Source organism: Sulfurimonas denitrificans DSM 1251 (assembly GCF_000012965.1).
Taxonomy (GTDB): Bacteria; Campylobacterota; Campylobacteria; order Campylobacterales; family Sulfurimonadaceae; genus Sulfurimonas; species Sulfurimonas denitrificans.
Genome location: NC_007575.1, coordinates 1,516,914 through 1,538,055, shown reverse-complemented (window position 1 = coordinate 1,538,055; position 21,142 = coordinate 1,516,914). Strand labels below are relative to the sequence as shown.

The following is a 21,142-nucleotide window of genomic DNA, read 5'->3' as shown; positions in this document are numbered from 1 at the left end:
ACCTTTAATATTTGTACATAAAAATTTGTTTATTATAGGTAAAGGGCACTTAAAATTTGATGAGTTATTTGACTTTTTTAATCATATGAAAGTAGTTTGGAGCATTTGCTTTATAGAAAGGTTCAACAACCGCACTCTGATACCCTTGCGATTTCGTAACAGAGACCACAATACCAACACCTAAACCCTCAAAAAAAATCTCATCTAGTCCAGAAGTTATAACTTTATCACCTTTATTTATTAAAAACCATGCAGGTATAAATTTTACAATAAGATGGTTTGAATTATTTCCATGAACTATACCTGGGGCTTTTTGTTCTCCAACATAAACAGCATAAGAACTTTTTAAATCGCTGTTTAAAAGCCCAAGCGGTCTTCCATTTTGGGAGATAACAATTCCAGCAACAAGATTGTTATATACAAGACCGTGAATTTTTGAAGCGTTATAATCGTTTATTTCAAGCCATACTCTATTCAAATCGCCAAATTTTTGATATGAGATTGTTCTAACTAGCTCTACATTTGGTTCAACTTTTAGCTCTGAGTGACTCTCTAAAAAAAGATTGTTAAGATCGTATGACAACTGCTCAATTACAAGACAATTATTTTCATATTTTTTTACCTTTTCACTAAGTTCTACGATATGTTCTGCCTGAAAAAAGTGTTTTTTTACTTGAATTTCTATAAATTCACTAGAGGTGTGATAGTTGGTTTTGATTTTATTTAATACAGATATAAAAGGAGATTGTATAACATCAGTATAATAGAGTGCACCCATTATGAGTGCAGTAAAGATTAAAAAAAAGCTAAGAAGCCCCTTATTCATTTTCAAAAAGTTCTTGTAGTAAATCTATCTCTTCTAATGCGCGTCCAGTTCCTCTTGCAACAGCAAGCAGAGGCTCATCTGCAACATATACAGGGATTTTGATAATATCTGAGAGATACTTATCTAGTTGACGGATAAGTGCTCCACCTCCTGTTAAGATTATCCCATGATTTACTATATCACCTGCCAAATCTGGAGGCATCTGCTCTAGCACGTCACGAAGTGCTTCTGCAACCTCTTTGAGAGGCTCTTTCATCGCTTCTCTAGCATCTTCACTTGTTAGCTCAACAGAACTTAAAAGCCCTTCAACTTGATCTCTGCCAGTAATTACCATCTTTAGCTCTTCATCAAGGGTAACTGCTGTTCCAATATTTATCTTTATCTCTTCAGCGATTCTCTCGCCTATTAAAAGATTATATTTTCTTCTTACATAGTTTACAATTGCCTGATCGATCTTGTCACCTGCTGTTCTAATTGATTTTGAGAGAACTAAACCACCAAGTGAGACAACACCTATCTCTGTAGTACCACCACCGATGTCAACGACTAAGTTTCCTTGAGGTTCACGTATATCTATTCCAGCTCCAATTGCTGCAGCCATTGGCTCTTCTATAAGAAAAACTTCACGAGCACCTGCGCTAAGAGCAGATTCACGTACAGCTTTTCTCTCAACTTGAGTTAATCCATAAGGAACACAGATAATAATTCTAGGACTTATAAGAGAGCTTCTTCCATGCGCTTTTTCGATAAATTTTCTAATCATTTTTTCAGTCATATCAAAATCTGCTATGACACCATCACGCATAGGACGAATAGCTTTTATATTTCCAGGAGTTTTGCCAACCATCTCTTTTGCTTCATGACCAACTGCTAAAACTCTTTGATGTCCAAACTTTCCAGTTTTTACAGCAACTACTGAGGGCTCATTTATTATTATGCCTCTGCCTTTAGCAATTACAATCGTATTTGCTGTTCCTAAGTCGATGGATAAATCATTTGAAAAAAGACCAATTAGTTTGTTAAATATCATTATTTTACCTTATGCAATTTGTTTTGAGTTCTTTTTGATATAGACAGGAGCCTCAGCGTTGTCTATGACGGCTTTTGTTACTAAAACTTCATAGCCACCATACTCTGGGAGTTCATACATAATATCTATCATATTCTCTTCTAAAATTGCACGAAGTCCACGAGCACCAGTTTTTCTTTTTATAGATTTTGTAGCAATTGCTCTTAGAGCATCTTCTTCAAAATTTAGTTCAACATTGTCTATAGAGAAGAGTTTTTTATATTGCTTGATAATTGAATTTTTAGGTTCAGTAAGTATGCGAACCATATCATCTTCTGTAATCTCATTTAATGATGCAATAATTGGAAGACGCCCAACAAGCTCAGGAATAAGACCATAATTTACTAAATCATCAGGCTCAACTGCATCATAACTCATTTTTTGCTCTTTTTTGCTCTTCTTTTCATGACCAAAACCTAAAACATTTTCACCCTGTTTTTTCTTTAAAATCTCATCAAGACCATCAAACGCACCACCACAGATAAACAAAATTCCTGTTGTGTCAATCGCAATAAACTCTTGATTTGGATGTTTTCTTCCACCTTTTGGTGGAATATTTACAACAGCACCCTCTATGATTTTTAAAAGAGCTTGTTGAACACCCTCCCCAGATACATCACGGGTAATAGAGCGGTTTTCACTCATACGAGAAATTTTATCAATCTCATCTATGAAGACTATTCCTCTTTGTGCTCTCTCAACGTCTCCGTCTGCTGCTTGAAGAAGTTTTGTTAAAATGTTCTCAACATCTTCTCCAACATATCCAGCTTCTGTTAAACTTGTAGCATCAGCAATAGCAATAGGAACATTTAAAACTCTAGCAATTGTTTGAGCCATAAGTGTTTTTCCGCTTCCAGTTGGTCCTATAAGAAGTACGTTTGATTTTGCTATTTCAGTATCATCATCTTTTGTTGTATGTGTTTTGAAAATTCTTTTATAGTGGTTATATACAGCTACGCTTAGAAGTTTTCTAGCTCTCTCTTGCCCAATAATATAATCAGCCAAAAACAAATTTAGCTCTTTTGGAGTCATAAGAGTGCTGTTTTCATCAGTTAAATTAGCATCTTTAGATGAGTTTAAAAATTTGTCATCACCAAACATAATTTTATATGCAGAAACAACACAATTTTTACATATATAGACACCACTCCCTGCGATTAGTGGGTTTTCATCACTCTCTAGTGCATTACAAAAGCTACATGTTCTTATTATCATAGATGTTTCCTTTCATACGGAATACCGCGTTTAGTTTTAAGAACAAAATTACAAAGAGATTGTACATGATGGCTTGAAGTATGTTCAAGTATCTCATTTGCAACATCTTTGAGAGGTTTTCCTGCTTCAAAAAGCTCTTTGTAGGCTGATTTTATCTCATCAATCTCTTCACGCTCTATGTTTCTTCTAAGACCTGTTAAGTTAAGTCCTCTAAGTGTTGCACGATTTCCCTCTGCCATACAAAATGGAGGTACATCTTGAGCAAGTGCTGATGCACCAGCTACCATAGCATATTCACCGATATGAACAAACTGATGAATAGGAGTCATTCCGCCAATTACTGCATAATCACCCATCTCAACGTGCCCTGCAAGAGTTGCAGCATTTGCCAAGATGCAGTGGTTTCCAATGATAACATCGTGTCCTATGTGAACATAACCCATAAAAAGATTGTGTGAGCCGATGATAGTCTTTCCTCCACCGCCTTTTGTCCCAGGATTAAAGAGTGTAAACTCTCTGATTTTATTGTTATCGCCGATGATTAGTTCAACATCTTCACCAGCAAATTTAAGATCTTGTGGAGCTGAGCCAATAACTGCATGTGAAAAAATATGATTATTTTTGCCTATAGTTGTTTTGCCGTAAATACAGCTGTTTTGTTCTATCTTTGTTCCATCGCCGATAGTTGAGTCAGAAGAGATAATACAATAAGCTCCTATCTCAACATCTTTCCCAATAACTGCACCATCTTCTATGATTGCTAGTGGAGAAATTTTACTCATTATTTATCTACAATCATAGCTTTTAGTTCTGCTTCTGAAACTAAAACATCATCAACATAAGCTTTGCCATCAAGTACCCAGATTTGACCTTTATTTTTTATAACACTTATTCGGTACTCAAGTCTGTCTCCTGGTTTTACAGGAGCGCGAAATTTTGCTCTGTCAATACTCATAAAATATACAACTTTGGAAGCGGCCTCTTCTTCAGTCATGTTGCCCATGCTTTTAAATGCAAGTATGCCGCCAGCTTGCGCCATCCCTTCTAAAATCATAACGCCTGGATAGATTGGATGACCTGGAAAGTGACCTTGAAATACGTTGTCTCCGATTGTTATGTTTTTATAACCGATAAGTGATTCATTCTCTTTAATTTGCGTAACTCTGTCTAAAAGTAAAAATGGGTAGCGATGAGGAATAATTTTTTGAATTTCAATAACGTCCATAATCATATACAAACAGCCTTTATAATAATTTTGGCTATTTTAGCTAAAGAAACATTATATAATGATTAGTTTTTCTCTGACATCTTCATAAATTTTTGCATCAAGCTCTATAAAGAGCTTTGTTTTTGGAATTTCATCAACGATAATTATAGGGCTTAAATCGTAACTTGAAGTGAGTAAAGTATCCCTAAAAGCCATCTCTTCTTTAACGCTTGGAGGGTTAAATATAAGCTCTTTTGTGTTTTTGTACATAAAATTACATGTAGAGTTGAAAAACTCTAATGTTACAAATTTTATCTCTTCACGATTAAAATAGTGAATATTTTTAGAGCTAAATTCTATATTTCCCTGTGCTTTTTTTCGTTGAAGTGTTGAGTAAAAAAGAGCATAAGCGTTGATGATTTTATCTCCGCTTTCATATAGTTTAAAACTAAATTGGCGATAGTTTAAAAACTTCTCTCTTATAATTTTGTAAGCTATACCTTTATCTTCAAGTTCATCTCTTTGATGATACATCTCAAGTCTCTCTTCAATGCTGGAGGGCTGAGTTTGGTTTGATACGTGAGAGAACATCTCATCCATGAGGCGGTCTTGTTGCTCTCGCTGCATAGTTAGTCCATATATACATCCGCAGTAGTCTTGGCGGTAGAGTTGCTCATCTTTTGTAACACGGCTCTGCTGTGCAGTACCGCCATCTTTTCTATAATCATAAAATATAAACTCAACACCATGCTCTTTGAAAAATTTATCACCGCTTAATTTAAGCTGTTCTTGAGATTTTAGTGGACTAACCAGCAGAGTGGTTGTAATGCTTTTTTCTCCAAGCAGGAGAGCTTTTTTTGCACTTACATCAAAGCGTTTATCAAAGCATACTTCACATCTTTTGCCTTTTTCAGGCTCATTTTCTAAACCTCGTACAGCTTGCATCCACGCTTCAAAATCATACTCTCCCTCAAGGAGTTCAATGCCTAGTTTTTTGCATGAGCGTTTTACATCAAGAAGACGGAGTTGATATTCTGAGTATGGATGAATATTTGGGTCATAAAAAAAACCTATAAGTTTTTCATTTGGATAGTCATGTTGGAGTTTTTCTAAGAAAAAGTGTGAATCTACACTACAACAGATATGTACTAACATGCAGTTTTTTTAAGAGGCGAAAATATCGCCCCTTTGGAGTATATTTTCATTAACGAGTTTCAAAAATCTCAATTGAGCTAATCGTATCTTGACCTTTTATGCTGTCTAGCGTAGAGAAACTCTCATTGTCATCTTTCTCGATTGCTCCAAAAACAGTGTGTACACCATCTAAATGTGGAGTAGCAACAAAAGTGATGAAAAACTGACTTCCACCCGTATTTGGTCCAGCGTGAGCCATAGATAGTGCGCCTCTTTTGTGTTTTGTAACATTTGTTTTTGTTTCACAAGGAATTGCCCAATCAGGTCCGCCTGTTCCTGTTCCACTTGGGCAACCGCCTTGAGCCATAAAGCCTGGAATTACACGATGAAAATTGAGATTGTTATAAAAACCTGACTCCGCTAAGTGTGCAAAATTTGCAACAGTATTTGGAGCCTCTTCTGGTAGAAGTTTTATCCAGATATCTCCTTTACTTGTTGTGATTTTTGCCCATTGGAGTTTAGCTAATTCATCAGCGCTTAAGTCGTATTTTTTTAGAGTTCTTCCAAACATGTATAACCTTTATGTAAATATTTTTTTGAAATTATAGTCTAAGTATTTTAAACAGATATTTTTGTTTAAAGTTTTAGTGGGATTACATCAGATAAGTAAGTGTATAATTCTACTCATGAGAATAAAATCACGATTTCAAAATATCAGCATAAAGCAAGCAGATGTCTTTACTATTTTGGTTGTATTTTTCTTTACTCTTGTATTTGTTGGACTGCTTGTTGAAGAGCTTTATAAAGAGTATGAAATAGCGCTAGAACAGAGCCATGTAGTAAAAAACCCGCTTATTTCCGATAGTACTATTTTAAAGCAAAATCAAAAAAAGTTAAAAGCACTTCTAATAAAAACAGTCTTAGCAATAGTGACTCTCTCTTTTATAATATTTGCAATATTTTTAGGTCTAAATACACTCTTTAACAAACTACTTCAAAGAGATACACAGACATTTTTAGATGCTTTTAAAACTGCTATTGATAAAGAAAAAACCATAGATTCAAAGAGTATATTTTTTCAAGATTTCAAGATGATGGTTGGTTATGCAAATGAGATGGTTAGTAAAATCAATGAGCAAAAGAAGAACTTAAAAGAGCTTAATCTTGGGCTTGAAGAGAGAGTAAAGAAAAAAACGGCAGCTCTTTTGGAGATAAATAAAAACTTAGAAGAAGAGAAGACATTTTCACAAGATTTATTAAAGTCACAAAAAGAGTTTCTGCGTTATACAGTTCATGAAACAAACACGCCTCTTAGCGTTATTTTGACAAGTATTGAGCTATATCTTATGAAAAACCCAAAAGATAGACAACTCTCAAAAATTGAGGCTGCTACAAAAAATATATTTAGTATCTATGATGATTTGAGTTATCTTGTAAAAAAAGATCATGTAGAGTACACAAAGAGTGTAATAAATTTGAATAATTTTTTAAGCAGCAGGATAGATTTTTTTAGAGAAGTTGCAGAATTTTCTCTTATAACTTTTAATTACAATTCGCCAAAATATGAAAAACATGTCCATTTTAATGAGACAAAACTCCAAAGAATCATAGATAATACTCTTACAAATGCAATAAAATATACACTACCAAATGAGAGCGTAGAGGTGTCACTAAAAAAAATTGGCTCATATATAGAGTTTATAGTGAGCAGTAAATCAAAAACGATTCAAGATACAGATAAAGTTTTTGAAGCTTATTATAGAGAAGAGAAGGGCAGAGATGGTTTTGGACTTGGACTTAGACTTGTAAAGAGTATATGCGATGCAGAGGGAGTCAATATTAACGTCTCATCTGATGAGGCTTCAACAACATTTAGATATAAGTTCAAAGCGATGGGAGATTGATGAAGATACTCCTTTTAGAAGATGAAGTTATGTTAAATGAATCAATCTGCGAATACCTTGACTCAGAGGGTCATCATGTAGAGAGTTTTTTTAATGGACTGGCGGCACTCGAAGCAATAAAAGAGAACTCTTATGATCTTCTTGTTTTAGATATCAACGTTCCTGGGATTGATGGACTCTCTTTTTTAGAGAAAATCCATGAGCTTAAAATACATGTAAGTGTTATCTATATAAGTGCATTGGTTGATATTGAAGATATTTCACGTGCATATACTCTTGGATGTCATGACTATTTAAAGAAGCCCTTTCATCTAAAAGAGCTATCTTTGCGAGTTGATAGAATAAAGCTCTCAAGCGTTGTTCCACGAGTTCATTTAAGGCTTTGTAAAAACTATAGTTATGATCAAGAAAATAGCACACTTCTTTTTAATCAAGAGGTTCAGATACTAACCAAACGCCAAGCTCAGATAATAGATTTACTCTCAAGAAACAGAGGTAGAATAGTTGACTTTGAACAGTTTCAAACCTATGTTTGGAGTGAGCAGATAGTTGATAATGCAACTATTAGAGCCGAAATTAATCGACTCAAAAAAAATTTAAAAGAGGATTTTGTAATCAATGTCAGAGGCATGGGCTATATGATAGACAAGCCTTAGCAATCATCCTTGGGCGTTGACTCTTGAATAGTTCTATAAAAGTAACCAAGCCCTATTAACATAATAGTTGTTCCTATTAAAAGATAAAATGCAGATAACATTTTGGATGCATCATCAAGAGCAATTTTAAATACCACCATGAGCGTTTCAATAGATAGTGCAATAATTATCGAGATTAAAAACTTCCCTAAAACTTTATACTGTTTATCCTCGGTTTGATGAAATGACTGATATATAACTTCATGCTCAAAAATCTGCTTTGCAAGGTCATAAATGGCTAATCCTAAAGTCATTGATATAATTGATTTGAATATATCATGTAAAAAATCAGAACTAGACAAAGAGAATATTAGAGCAAAAAATACATAACCGCCATATACAATTAGTGCAATAGCAACAATTGCCAACATGGTAGAGCCAAAGAAATATATAGTGCGTTTTATTTTATCGTGAAAACTGTTGTACTCAATGAGTTTTAAATCTTCCAACAGATGTATAAGATTAACGTCAAATACATAGTAGGTTGAGTCTATAAAGTGAACAACACTAAGACTTGCTCTTCCTGTTTTATGATGAATGTATGGGTTTGAGATATATACATCATCTTCATCAAGTTGAAGTTTAAGGAAGTAGTGGCTCTTGTTACCTCCGATTTGAGATAAGTCGGACTCTTTTTTCGAGATAACAGGTGTTGATTGTTTGAACTCTGAATCAACACCATACATCAACTGTATAAACCTATACTGTTTTAAAATACTCAAAGATTGATCAATATAATTTTTAGGAAGACTCTTTATAAATGTTTTTAAAAAAGAGTCAACATTTATTTTTTGCGCTCTATACGCATTTATAACTTCTTTCATAACTTTATCCATTACATAAATTTTCTATATTAGTGAAGATTATAATGTAGTTTATTTAGATTATAAGATAAAGAAATAGAATGCTTATTTGTTTAAGGTAAATTAAATATTAAAAAAAGTTACTTTTTTACACATATTTTTTTATAAGTTTATCTCAAAATAATTTTTTTTATCAATGCTATGTTCATGCTATTTTTTTATTTTAGGATTAGAGAGTTTAATTTATAAAAAGGAAAAAGTATGAAAAAACAGGTAATACTTAGTATTGTGGCTATTAGCTTTGTATCGGCAGCTTCACTTAATGCAGCAGAAGATATTAACACTATGTTTAGTGAAGGTAAGGTAAGTGGACAAGCTCGCATGTTTTACATAGATAGAGAGTATCAAGGGAGTGCAGGAACTACAACTCACCGAGGTTCAACGGCTATTGGTGGATATTTAAAGTATGAAACAGCTTCATTAAGTGGTTTTAGCTTGGGTACTGCATTTTATACAACAAATAAGATTGACTCAAGAAAGATTGAAGATCAAACACTTCTTGGGCAAGATAATGATAACTATACAATGCTTGGAGAAGCATACCTTGGGTATAAATATCAAAACACTACATTTAAAGGCGGACGTCAAAAGTTATCAACACCAATGCTAGGTGACGATGATGCTAGAATGATACCAAATCTTTTTGAGGCGTATGTTTTAACAAACAAAGATATTTCAAACACTACATTAACACTAGGACATGTAACAAAATTTGCTCAAGGAACATTTGGTAGAGCATATAGTGCAACACCAACTGCCTCAAATGCAAATAAGTTACTTTCTGCTACATCTGGATACTCTTATGTTGATAGTTTAAATCAAACTGGAGATTTTAGAAATGTAGGGAGTTACGCATTTGGCAACTCAACAGATGGTATTACAATGGCATCTATAACATATACAGGGGTAGAGAACCTAAAGTTAAGCCTTTGGGATTATTATGCGCATGATATTATGAATATGGTTTATGGTGAGGCAAATTTCTCATGGAAATGTCTGATAACAGATATGATTAAGCCTTACGCTGGAGTTCAAGTTATAAAAGAGGATTCAGTAGGTGATGAGTTTGGCGGTGAGATAGATAGTACATATATAGCAGCAAAGCTTGGCTTTAAAATAGAAAACCTTGATTTATCTTTTGCTTATTCTAAAACAGGCGATAATAGCGCTGCTGAAGCAGCTGCTGGTGGTCTTGCAAATGCTACTGTTTCTCCATGGGGTGGAATGAGCGCATATACTCAAGGTATGGTAACTCGTCATATGTTTATGGCTGGAACAGCAGCAAGTAAGGTTGCAGCTGCTTATAACTTTAAAGATATGGGTGCAAACTTAACAACAGCCGCTTACTACACAGAGTTTGATATGGATAAAAATAGTGGATATGGCATAGAGAGAACTGCAAATGAAGCAGGATTTGATGCTATCTACAATCCACAAGCTATAAAAAACTTACAACTTCGTCTTCGTGGAAATTTTCCAAGAGGATTTGCAGAGAGTAACGCTGGTAAAACTGGCTGGAACGAGTACAGATTTATCGCAAATTATAATTTCTAAGGAGAAATAGATGAACAAAGAAACGATTGAAAAAATAAAAAACGATCCTAACTATAAAGAGCTGATTTCTAAGAGAAATGGCTTTGCTGTAAAGCTATCTATCTGGATGTTGGCTGTCTATTTTGCTTTTATATTAACAATAGCATTTGACCCATCATTTTTAGGTACGCCAATCTCTTCGGATTCGGTAACAACTATTGGTATTCCTATTGGGATGGCGGTTATTATTTTTGCGTTTGTTTTGACTGGTATTTATACTAAGCGAGCAAATGGCGAATTTGATGATTTAAACAATAAAATTAAAAATTCAATAAAGGAGAACTAATGAATAGAATACTTACTTTCTTAATTCTTGGTTTTATTGCTGTTTTTGCTTCAGACGCAATTACTGGTCAGGTACAAAAACAAGATCTTAATGTCTCTGCAATAGTTATGTTTCTTATATTTGTTGCGGGAACTTTAGGTATCACTTATTGGGCCGCAAAGCGTACTAAGAGTGCTAAAGATTTCTATACAGCAGGTGGTGGAATTACAGGTTTTCAAAATGGTATGGCAATCGCAGGTGATTACATGTCAGCTGCGTCATTCTTGGGAATTTCTGGTCTTGTATATATGAAAGGGTACGATGGTCTTATCTACTCTATTGGGTTTTTAGTTGGTTGGCCAATAATTTTATTTATGATTGCAGAGCCACTTCGTAACTTAGGAAAATATACATTTGCTGACGTTGCTTCATATAGATTAAAGCAGACACCAATTCGTACACTTGCAGCTTCAGGCTCAATTGCAACAGTTGTTCTCTATCTTATCGCTCAAATGGTAGGTTCTGGAAAATTAATCCAACTTCTTTTTGGACTCTCTTATGAGATGGCAGTTATTTTAGTTGGTATTTTGATGATTCTTTACGTTGTATTTGGCGGTATGCTTGCAACTACTTGGGTACAAATTATTAAAGCATTTTTACTTCTCTCAGGTGCTTCATTTATGGCAATAGCTGTTATGGCACACTATGACTTTAGTTTTGGCGCACTGTTTTCACATGCAACAGAGCTCAAAGGTATTGAAATCATGAGCCCAGGTGGACTTGTGAGTGACCCTATTTCTGCTATCTCTCTAGCAGTTGCTTTAATGTTTGGAACAGCTGGTCTTCCACATATCCTTATGAGATTTTTTACTGTAAGTGATGCAAAAGAGGCAAGAAAATCAGTATTTTATGCGACTGGATTTATCGGGTATTTCTATATTTTAACTTTTATCATCGGTTTTGGTGCTATCGTTATGGTATTTAAAAATCCTCAATACCTTGATGTTGTTAAAGATGCAGCAAGTGGCGGCTCACCAATTTTAGGTGGTAGCAACATGGCGGCAATTCACTTAAGTCATGCAGTGGGCGGAGACTTCTTCTTAGGATTTATTTCAGCAGTTGCGTTTGCTACTATCTTAGCGGTTGTTTCTGGTCTTACACTAGCTGGTGCATCTGCAATCAGCCATGACCTTTACGCTTCTGTATTTAGAAAAGGCAGAGTTGACTCTATGACAGAGATGAGAGTTTCTAAAATAGCGACAGTTGCTCTTGGTGTAGTTGCTATTTTTATGGGAATTGCGTTTGAGAATCAAAATATTGCGTTTGTTGTTGGTCTTGCGTTTGCAATCGCTGCATCTGCAAACTTTCCAATTCTTGTACTCTCAATGTACTGGAGAAAACTTACAACTCGCGGTGCTGTAATTGGTGGAACATTAGGTCTTGCTAGTGCGGTTATACTTGTGATACTTAGTCCAGTTGTTTGGGTTGATATTATGCATAATGCACAAGCAATTTTCCCTTATAAGTATCCAGCTCTGTTCTCTGTATCTGTTGCATTTATCGCTACGTGGTTCTTCTCAGTTACAGATAAATCTCAAGATGCTAAAGATGAGCAAGAGAGATTTGATGCTCAGTTTATCAGAGCGCAAACTGGTATCGGTGCGGAGGGTGCAAGTAGTCATTAATCTCTCTCTTGTGAGAGAGTATTTTTAAGTATTTGGAAAATAAAATGAGTATTTTAGATCAAAGAAAACTTATCGAGTCAATCCATCCATTTGAGCTACTAAGCTCTAATGCCATGGATGGACTGATGAAAAAAATCGACATAGCTTACTACCCAAACCAAACTCTTCTTGTATCTCCTACAATATCTTCTATAGCTTTTTACATTATCATCAAAGGCTCTGTTACAGAGTATATTGATGAGGAGATTCATAATGTTTATGGAGCAGGAGATAGTTTTGATGCAGATGCGCTTATATATGGAAAGACAAAAGCAAAGTTTGTTGTTGATGAAGATCTTATCTGTTATGAGATCAAGAAAGAAGATTTCCTTGATTTGATGCAGGATAAGGAGATTCAAGGCTATTTTTTGCAAGACTTTATAACTCGTCATAAACAGTTAAAAGATTACGATACCCAAAGTGAACTCTCACCTTTTCTTATCTCTAGAGTTTCAGATATTTTTCTTCATACTGCATGTATAGTTGAAGAAGATGAGACTATATACAATGCTCTTATAAAACAGGAAAAACTTCAATCAAAAGTAATACTTGTAAAAGAGCAGAAAAGTTACTCAATAGTCACAGATACAGATTTGAGAAAAAAACTGCTTTTAGGCGACAACGATTTGAGTAAAAAAATCTCTTCAATATCTTCAAAAAAGATTATTAGCATAGATATAAATGATTTTTTATTTAATGCACTTCTGATGATGACGCACAATGCAATAAAAAGAGTGGTAGTTGTTGATGGTGAAAAAATAGTTGGTATTTTGGAGCAGTTAGACCTGCTTAGCTATTTTGCAAGTCACTCCCATCTGGTAGCTGTTCAAATTGACAAGGCACAAAATATTGATGATTTAAAAGCACTTGGGCATGATTTTAAAAGTCTAATCATTACCCTAAGAGCAAAGGGTGTAAAGGTAAGATACATCACAAAACTCATAGCAACTCTAAATGACAAAATCTACAATAAACTCTTTGAGATGTGTGTAGAACCTTCTCTTAGAGAGAAATGTGCGCTTATAGTTATGGGAAGTGAAGGGCGAGAAGAGCAGACTCTAAAGAGTGACCAAGATAATGCACTTATCATTCAAAATAGTGTAGATGTAGAACTTTTTCATGAACCGATGATGCGGTTAAATGGATATCTTCTTGAGCTTGGATTTCCTAAATGCAGCGGTGATGTCATGGTAAGTAATGAGTTTTGGCGTAAAAACTCAAGCGCATATAAAGATTTAATCACAAAATGGACTTATGATATGAGTGATGAGAGCGTTAAAAATATGAGTATTTTTTTAGATGCAAAATGTATTGCGGGAGATTGCTCGCTGCTTGATGAATTAAAAGAGTATCTCCATAGTAGTTTTCACTCAAGAGATGATGTTTTAGCGCATATTGCAAAAGCAGTTTTGAGTTTTGAGACACCGCTATCTCTCTTCTCTGGATTTGTGCTTCAAAAAGAGCGTAAAGACAAGTTAGATCTTAAAAAAGGTGGTATTTTTGCCCTAGTTCATGGCATAAGAACACTTTGTCTTCAATATGAGATAAAAGAGACAAATACGGTAGAGAGAATCAAAGAGTTAAATAACATTGGAGTAGTAGATAAAACATTTGCAACTGAACTTATAGAGAGTTTTGACACACTAAGCTCAATAAGATTAAAAGCGATGTTAGAGGCTAAAAACATAGATGAAGCAAACTATATAAATCCTCTGAATTTAGAGAAAAACCAGAGAGATTTATTAAAAGATAGTTTTAAAGTCATAAATAAGTTTAAAAAATTTATGAGCTTCCATTTTCACTTAAATATGGTTGTTTAAGAATGTTCTCTTTTATAACAAATTTTAAAAAAAATGCAAATCGTAAAAAGCTAAAAGATAGTGCATTTGAATTTTTGTTTGATGATGATAAGAGTGGGGAATATGTTGTTTTTGATACAGAGACAACAGGATTAAATCCCAAAGTTGATGAAATACTTTCAATAGGAGCTGTTAAAATAAAAGATAATAGAGTTTTAACATCTCAAACATTTGAAGTTTTTTTGCAAAATTCTAAAGAGATAAGTTCAAATAGCATCAAAATTCATGGTATTAGACCATTTGACTTAAAAGATGCAAAAACAACAAAGGAGGGTATTGTAGAATTTTTAAATTTTATTGGTTCAAGACCACTTATTGGGTATTATTTAGAGTTTGATGTAGCTATGATAAACAGATACACAAAGCCTCTTCTTGGTATAAATTTACCAAATAAAATGATTGAAGTATCTGAAATATATTTCGATAAAACAATTTCATTAATTCCGCAAGGAAATATTGATTTACGATTTGATACAATCCTAAAAAACTGTTCCATACCTAATATGGGAGCGCACAATGCTGTAAATGATGCAATCATGACAGCGATGATATATTTAAAATTAACAAAGGAAAAAGAATGAATAGAGAAGTTTTTAAACCAAATAAAGAGTTTAGCAAGAGTGCTAGAATTAAAAATATGTGTGAATATCAAGATTTGCAAGAGTATGCACTTGAGGATTATGAGGGATTTTGGGGGAGTTACGCAAAAGAGAAACTAGAGTGGATGCAGCCTTTTACAAATGTTATGAATGAGAGTAATTTTCCATTTGTAAAGTGGTTTGAGGGTGGAAAACTAAATGTTTCAGTTCAATGTATAGATCGTCACTTAAAAAGCCGTAAAAACAAAGCTGCGATTATTTTTGAAGGAGATAGAGGCGATAAGCAAATTATCACATACTTAGAACTTTACTACAACGTAAACAAGTTTGCAAATCTACTTAAAAATGAGTTTGACGTAAAAAAAGGCGATAGAGTTATCATCTATATGCCAATGATTCCTGAAGCTGCTTATGCAATGCTTGCTTGTGCTAGAATAGGGGCTATTCACTCTATCGTATTTGGTGGTTTCTCTGCTGAAGCTCTAAAAGATAGAGTTATAGATGCAGGGGCAAAAGTTGTCATCACTGCTGATGGTGCATATAGAAAAGATAAGCCTTACATGTTAAAGCCAGTTGTAGATGAGGCGCTTCGCGGCGAGACTCCAGTGAAAAAAGTTTTAGTTGTTGAGAGAAATGGAGAAGATGTTACTTGGGTTGCAGGTCGTGATTACTCTTACAATGAGCTAATAAAGCATCAAAGTGGAAAGTGCGAACCAGAAGTTATGGACTCTGAAGACCCGCTTTTCCTTCTTTATACGTCAGGAAGTACTGGAAAGCCAAAAGGTGTTCAACACAACTCAGCAGGATACATCCTCTGGGCGCAGATGACTATGGAGTGGGTATTTGATGTAAAAGAGAACGATACTTACTGGTGTACAGCCGATGTTGGTTGGATTACAGGGCATACTTACATAGTTTATGGACCACTTGCGATGGGTGCTACAACAATTATGTTTGAGGGTGTTCCAACTTATCCAGACGCTGGTCGTCCATGGAAAATGGTTGAAGAGTATAAAGTAAATCAGTTCTATACCGCTCCAACTGCTATCCGTGTACTGCATAAAACAGGTGAGAATGAACCAGCAAAATATGATTTATCAAGCTTAAAAGTACTAGGAACTGTTGGAGAGCCAATCGATCCACCAGCATGGAAATGGTACTATGAGGCTATTGGTGGAAGCAAATGTGCTATCGTTGATACTTACTGGCAAACAGAAACGGGTGGACATATCGTATCTCCACTTCCAGGGGCTACTCCTATAAAACCAGCTTGTGCAACATTTCCGCTTCCAGGAATTATGGCAGAGATTTTAGATGAAAATGGTAATAGAGCCGAAGTAGGAGAAAAAGGTCTTATGTGTGTGACTCGTCCTTGGCCAGCTATGATTAGAGGTGTTTGGGGTGATGAAGAGAGATTTGTAAAATCATATTTTGGTGATGTTAAAAAAGATGGCAAACCAGTTTATTTTACAGGTGATGGCGCTATTTATGATGAAGATGGTTATATCACTATCACAGGTAGAACTGATGACGTTATTAATGTTTCAGGTCATAGAATGGGAACAGCTGAAGTTGAAGCAGCTATCAAAAAACACCCTAATGTTGCAGAAGTTGCAGTTGTAGGAAAACCACATGAGATAAAAGGTGAGGGCATTTTTGCGTACATCGTTTTAAAATCAGATAGTGGTATAGCGGATGAGGTTGAAGAGGTAAAAGCTATCAATAAAGTTATCCAAAAAGAGATAGGAAACATCGCTCTTTGTGATGATGTAGTTTTTGTTGTAGGACTTCCAAAAACTCGCTCTGGAAAAATTATGAGAAGAATCCTGCGCTCAATAGCAAAAGGAGAAGAGATTACTCAAGATATCTCAACGCTAGAAGACCCATCAATTGTAGCAACAATTGCATCAGCGGTTCAATCTTGTAGATTATAAAAATTCCACCTCTTTATAGAGGTAGAATTTATACTCTTAAAAGAGTACAAAATAAGCCATATAGGCACATATTTAATCCTCTTTTTATTCAATCCATAGCTAATTTATTTAGCCAGCGATAAAAAACAGTCTATACACTAAAAATTTATCTCTTTTAGCTAATTTATGATGTCTGCGCCATTACTGATTTATCAAATTTTAATAATGTAGTTGTTGTAAAAAGATTAGACAAAATAACAAAATAGATATTTTTTATGAGTTTTTTTAAAAGAAGAGTCTCAGTTAATTTTTTTGATTTGTGGCTAAAAAACGGCACAGAAAACAATTTTTTAATAATAGAGAAGAAATAATAATTTTAGAAAACAAATAAAAACATTAACAATTCTAGTTTGAAAAAAATATCAATTTTATAAGTTGCGTTTAAATTTTAAACAGTAGAATTGCTTAAAAAAAACTTTTATAAAAGAGCTAACTTTAAAAATATGATATTATCTAAACTAAAATTATACTTAAAAACAATAGTTGGTGAACCATCTATCCATTTTGTTTGGAATGATGAACATAATGAAAAGTTATTTTCATATTTAAATGAACATCTCGATGATGAAACCATAGACACGCTAACGGTACAAGCAACCATAAAAAAAGCGCTAAGAGAGCATTTTGAATCACTTGGCAATGTGCTTTTTAAGATTTCATCATCACAGCTCCGCATGAAACTTTTCCCATATAAAATAGAACCAAAAGATAGTATAAATTTGGAGTATATTTTTAATATAATAGATGAAAATAGTGAGTGTATAGAGTATGAATATAATGATAAAAAAGATTTAATTTGTCTAAATGAAGATATAACGATTAAACTAAAATCCTTTGTAAATCATATAACAAATGAAGAGATAAATAAGAAAGAGCTTTTAAAATATGCGATAAGAGAAGCGCTTGAGCTTAAAAGTAGCGATATCATTATTATTAAAAATAGTCAGATTTTTATAAAAATATTTGACACATCTAGTTGTCGTGAAATAGCAGATAGTGAAAAAAACACTATAGCCCAGAGATATAATGGTATAGAGGATGAGCATCTTATCTCATTTTATAAAAACTTTTTTGCAAAAGATGAATATAAGAACTTTTTTTATGAAGTTGCAGAACAGTTTGTTGAGATATATATGCTTGAGAAAAAAATAGACAATGTGACTTATGAGAAGTACGTATTCTCTTATATACAATCCATCATAATTGAACATTTAGAGAGATTGTTTGAGCATAATCAAGAGTTTTTTAAGGGCTTCTCTGGATATATTTTTAGAATACACTTTAAAGAAGTGTTTGGATATATAGCAAACATGATACTCTCTGAGATTAGTGCTTCAAACAAATATATGATTAATTTTTTAAAATATTACTCACTAAATGTTATTGTTATAGATTCTCAGAAGTATAAAGTTCCAGAGATAGAGGCTGAAAATGGTCTAAAATGGAGTGTCTCTTCTATGATGTCTATAGTTAAAATATATATCAAAACAGATCAATCTATAGATAGCATACTTAATAAAAAAGAGGAGCTTCAAGATAGCATAAATGATCTCTATGTAAATGGTCTCTCTCCTATGGAATATAAAAGTATCATAACAAAAGAGAGTGATAAGATTTCTCTGGAGATAGCTTACTTAGCAAAAAAATTAAATCTTTATACAGATTCGTTATATTTATCAAAAAATGAGCAGGAGAAAGAGCGTTTAAAAAGTGATATAAAAGATATAAGGCTAGAGATGCAACTCAAAAGAGAAGAGCATAATAAATTACTTTCAAAAATGATAAATAAGGCTGATTTACATCGATACAACAATGTAAAAAGAGAGATAGACGCACTAACTAGACAAGAGAAGAGAGAAGAGAAAATTCTTGAGCAAAATGAGGATGCGTTTTTTTCAATAACAAACTCTCTAGTAAAAGCCTTAACTTCTAAAAAGATACTTTTAGAGGGGTTAAATTAAGTGTCAGAAAAAATGCCAAATGACAACTTCAAAGATAAAGCAAAAAATTGGGATAAAAATAGCAATACTAATACAAAAACAGTTGGCGGGGCTATTTTAGAAAAAATTGCTCTTAATAGTGATATGGAACTTCTGGATTTTGGTACTGGAACTGGACTTTTAGGCTTTGAGATAGCACTACATGTAAAGAAAGTTTACGGAGTAGATACATCATTTAGTATGTTAGAAGAGCTTAAGGCTAAAAACACCCCTGAACTAAGTATTGAGGCGCTCCACCAAGATATAATCGCATTGCCATTAGATAGAAATTTTGATGGACTTATAAGCTCTATGACGCTTCATCACATAGAAAATTTAGACTCTTTTTTCTCAACAATATATAAAAATATAGAAGATGGCGGGTTTATTGCTATTGCAGACCTTGAACTTGAAGATGGAAGCTTTCACTCAGATAACAGTGGAGTATTTCACTTTGGTTTTGACACAACTAAGCTCTGCAACATAGTAAAGAGCTGTGGGTTTAAAGATATAGAGTGTGTAGAAGTAAATAGAATTAAAAAACCGCATAAAGAGTATGGAGTTTTTTTACTTACTGCTACAAAATAATTTTGAACACAACAATTTTTCTAAAGTTTTAAAGAGTACTTCTATGACTCTTCTAATCTGTTTTGAATGTACTCTTGGAGTATGAGTGCATGAGTATGTTTTGTATCTTTTGCGCCATACACAAAAGTAACATTTTCATGTTCTCTTAGCAGATGCAAAAACTCATCCACCGCATCAGGAGCATTTTCCAGCTCTGCTATATAGTTTTTTTTAAACTCTTCCCATTTTAGTGGGTCATGGGAGAACCATTTTCTAAGAGAGGTAGTTGGTGTAACATCTTTTGCCCAAAAATCAATGTTGGCAAAATCTTTACTTACTCCTCTTGGCCAAATTCTATCTACCAAAATCCTAAATCCATCATGCTCTTCCGCAGCTTCATAAGCTCTTTTGAGTAAAATAGTCATATATATTTCCCCTAAAGTGTAGAATAAAATAATCTTAACAACCAAAATCTAAAAATATAGTATATGCAGAGTCCAAAGTGTATATTATAGTATTACTATTTGGTTTTGCCAAGAAAAACTACAACACAATGTTTTTAGTAAAACTCTTATCGGTGTTAGGTGTCATAAAAAAATTGAAGAAAATTAATAACTACTAACTTTAAAAACCCTTTGAGGGAGCATAAGTTAAACGTTATACAAAATGGTGCAAAATAGCACGCTTTGGATTTTATATCTATTGGAAAAATGTTATAATTTCATATAAAATAGAATAAAAAAGAGAAGCAATGCAACTTTGTGTAGCCCTTGATTTGCCAACTAAAGAGGAAAATTTAGAACTTATTGGCAAGATAAAAGATTATGACGTTTGGTTAAAAGTGGGTTTGCGCTCTTACATAAGAGATGGCGAAGATTTTTTAAAAGATATCAAAAAAATAAACCCTGATTTTAAAATATTTTTAGATCTAAAACTATATGACATACCAAACACAATGGCTGATGCGGCAGAGTCTATCATCTCTCTTGGTGTTGATATGTTCAATGTTCATGCGAGTGCTGGAAAAAGAGCGATGAGAGAGGTTATGGTTAGACTTGAGCGATATGAAAAGCGCCCAATAGTTCTGGCAGTTACTGCTCTTACCTCATTCAATGAAGATGAGTTTGGCAAAATATATGGAGATAGCATCTCAAAAAAAGCTGATCAGTTTGCAAAAGATGCTTACGAGAGCGGGCTTGATGGAGTGGTATGTTCAGCTTATGAGAGCAGTTCTATAAAAAACATTACAAATAGAGATTTTATGACACTCACCCCTGGGATTCGTCCTTTTGGAGAAGATTCAGGTGATCAACAAAGAGTAGCTGATGTAGCATTTGCAAAAAATGCACATGTAGATTTTATAGTAGTAGGTCGCCCAATCTATAACTCTAAAAATCCAGCAGAAGTAATAAGAAGAATATTAGAGCAAATTTAAAACATTTGGCTTACTTAAGCTCTATATTATGTATATATGATTATAATCTCGGTCTTCAAATGGACGAGTGGGTGAGCGGCTGAAACCACATCCCTGCTAAGGATGCGTACGGGTAACTGTACCGAGGGTTCAAATCCCTCCTCGTCCACCACTTTTTTAAATAATAACTGCCTTTAAAATACCTAAATTTTTTATTTTATTTTTATCTAAAATAGCGTTGTCACTCACCTTCTAA

Annotated in this window: 20 protein-coding genes and 1 tRNA gene; 12 read left to right on the top strand and 9 right to left on the bottom strand. The window is 33.9% G+C overall.

Going from position 1 to position 21,142, the window contains the following annotated elements; translation table 11 throughout:
• Positions 1–64: 64 nt before the first annotated feature.
• Genes mreC through SUDEN_RS07630 form a run of 7 tightly spaced genes read right to left on the bottom strand, consistent with a single transcriptional unit; the run spans position 65 to position 6,022 of the window.
• Entirely contained in the window at positions 65–826 is a 762-nt protein-coding gene (mreC, locus tag SUDEN_RS07660) for a rod shape-determining protein MreC (protein WP_011373095.1), read from the bottom strand.
• Positions 819–1,856 (bottom strand): rod shape-determining protein, encoded by a 1,038-nt coding sequence (locus tag SUDEN_RS07655; protein ID WP_011373094.1) that lies wholly within the window; start codon positions 1,854–1,856, stop codon positions 819–821. Before SUDEN_RS07655 ends, mreC begins: the two co-directional genes overlap by 8 nt.
• A 9-nt stretch (positions 1,857–1,865) precedes the next feature.
• A complete protein-coding gene (gene clpX / locus SUDEN_RS07650; protein WP_011373093.1) occupies positions 1,866–3,110 on the bottom strand; it encodes an ATP-dependent Clp protease ATP-binding subunit ClpX in 1,245 nt (414 codons plus the stop codon).
• Complete coding sequence (gene lpxA / locus SUDEN_RS07645) at positions 3,107–3,892, bottom strand: acyl-ACP--UDP-N-acetylglucosamine O-acyltransferase (protein WP_011373092.1); 786 nt, start codon at positions 3,890–3,892, stop codon at positions 3,107–3,109. The genes clpX and lpxA overlap by 4 nt, the downstream gene beginning before the upstream one ends.
• On the bottom strand, positions 3,892–4,338 hold the full coding sequence (gene fabZ / locus SUDEN_RS07640; RefSeq protein WP_188085138.1) for a 3-hydroxyacyl-ACP dehydratase FabZ: 447 nt from the start codon (positions 4,336–4,338) through the stop codon (positions 3,892–3,894). The genes lpxA and fabZ overlap by 1 nt, the downstream gene beginning before the upstream one ends.
• Positions 4,339–4,389: 51 nt before the next feature.
• Entirely contained in the window at positions 4,390–5,472 is a 1,083-nt protein-coding gene (locus SUDEN_RS07635) for an epoxyqueuosine reductase QueH (protein WP_011373090.1), read from the bottom strand.
• A 49-nt stretch (positions 5,473–5,521) separates the two neighbouring features.
• Positions 5,522–6,022, bottom strand: coding sequence for a peptidylprolyl isomerase (locus SUDEN_RS07630; protein ID WP_011373089.1), 501 nt, complete (start codon positions 6,020–6,022; stop codon positions 5,522–5,524).
• 115 nt (positions 6,023–6,137) lie between these two features.
• Here SUDEN_RS07630 and SUDEN_RS07625 point away from each other — a divergent pair, with 115 nt between their 5' ends.
• Complete coding sequence (locus SUDEN_RS07625) at positions 6,138–7,355, top strand: sensor histidine kinase (RefSeq protein WP_011373088.1); 1,218 nt, start codon at positions 6,138–6,140, stop codon at positions 7,353–7,355.
• Positions 7,355–8,011, top strand: a complete 657-nt coding sequence (locus tag SUDEN_RS07620; protein WP_011373087.1) for a response regulator transcription factor — start codon at positions 7,355–7,357, stop codon at positions 8,009–8,011. Before SUDEN_RS07625 ends, SUDEN_RS07620 begins: the two co-directional genes overlap by 1 nt.
• Here the strand turns inward: SUDEN_RS07620 and SUDEN_RS07615 are convergent.
• Positions 8,008–8,874, bottom strand: coding sequence for a hypothetical protein (locus SUDEN_RS07615; protein WP_041672279.1), 867 nt, complete (start codon positions 8,872–8,874; stop codon positions 8,008–8,010). The genes SUDEN_RS07620 and SUDEN_RS07615 overlap by 4 nt on opposite strands.
• Positions 8,875–9,114: 240 nt before the next feature.
• Here SUDEN_RS07615 and SUDEN_RS07610 point away from each other — a divergent pair, with 240 nt between their 5' ends.
• The 8 genes from SUDEN_RS07610 to SUDEN_RS07575 all read left to right on the top strand — a co-directional run bounded on the left by SUDEN_RS07610 (position 9,115) and on the right by SUDEN_RS07575 (position 19,493).
• The gene (locus SUDEN_RS07610; protein WP_011373085.1) at positions 9,115–10,467 is read left to right on the top strand and encodes an OprD family outer membrane porin; all 1,353 of its coding nucleotides are present in this window, start codon (positions 9,115–9,117) and stop codon (positions 10,465–10,467) included.
• Positions 10,468–10,477: 10 nt separating this feature from the next.
• Complete coding sequence (locus tag SUDEN_RS07605) at positions 10,478–10,792, top strand: DUF485 domain-containing protein (protein WP_011373084.1); 315 nt, start codon at positions 10,478–10,480, stop codon at positions 10,790–10,792.
• The gene (locus tag SUDEN_RS07600; RefSeq protein WP_011373083.1) at positions 10,792–12,456 is read left to right on the top strand and encodes a cation acetate symporter; all 1,665 of its coding nucleotides are present in this window, start codon (positions 10,792–10,794) and stop codon (positions 12,454–12,456) included. Before SUDEN_RS07605 ends, SUDEN_RS07600 begins: the two co-directional genes overlap by 1 nt.
• A gap of 44 nt (positions 12,457–12,500) precedes the next feature.
• Positions 12,501–14,315 (top strand): putative nucleotidyltransferase substrate binding domain-containing protein, encoded by a 1,815-nt coding sequence (locus SUDEN_RS07595; protein WP_011373082.1) that lies wholly within the window; start codon positions 12,501–12,503, stop codon positions 14,313–14,315.
• Between the two features lie 2 nt (positions 14,316–14,317).
• On the top strand, positions 14,318–14,935 hold the full coding sequence (locus tag SUDEN_RS07590) for a 3'-5' exonuclease (protein ID WP_011373081.1): 618 nt from the start codon (positions 14,318–14,320) through the stop codon (positions 14,933–14,935).
• Positions 14,932–16,887, top strand: a complete 1,956-nt coding sequence (acs, locus tag SUDEN_RS07585; protein WP_011373080.1) for an acetate--CoA ligase — start codon at positions 14,932–14,934, stop codon at positions 16,885–16,887. Before SUDEN_RS07590 ends, acs begins: the two co-directional genes overlap by 4 nt.
• 482 nt (positions 16,888–17,369) lie before the next feature.
• Entirely contained in the window at positions 17,370–18,887 is a 1,518-nt protein-coding gene (locus tag SUDEN_RS07580; RefSeq protein WP_011373079.1) for a hypothetical protein, read from the top strand.
• The gene (locus tag SUDEN_RS07575; RefSeq protein ID WP_011373078.1) at positions 18,888–19,493 is read left to right on the top strand and encodes a class I SAM-dependent DNA methyltransferase; all 606 of its coding nucleotides are present in this window, start codon (positions 18,888–18,890) and stop codon (positions 19,491–19,493) included.
• A 41-nt stretch (positions 19,494–19,534) separates the two neighbouring features.
• Here the strand turns inward: SUDEN_RS07575 and SUDEN_RS07570 are convergent, their stop codons facing one another.
• A complete protein-coding gene (locus SUDEN_RS07570) occupies positions 19,535–19,897 on the bottom strand; it encodes a DUF488 domain-containing protein (RefSeq protein ID WP_011373077.1) in 363 nt (120 codons plus the stop codon).
• Positions 19,898–20,223: 326 nt separating this feature from the next.
• Between SUDEN_RS07570 and pyrF the strand changes: the two genes are divergently transcribed.
• Positions 20,224–20,907 (top strand): orotidine-5'-phosphate decarboxylase, encoded by a 684-nt coding sequence (pyrF, locus tag SUDEN_RS07565; protein ID WP_011373076.1) that lies wholly within the window; start codon positions 20,224–20,226, stop codon positions 20,905–20,907.
• Positions 20,908–20,968: 61 nt separating this feature from the next.
• A tRNA-Ser gene (locus SUDEN_RS07560) sits at positions 20,969–21,058 on the top strand.
• The last annotated feature ends 84 nt before the right edge of the window (positions 21,059–21,142 follow it).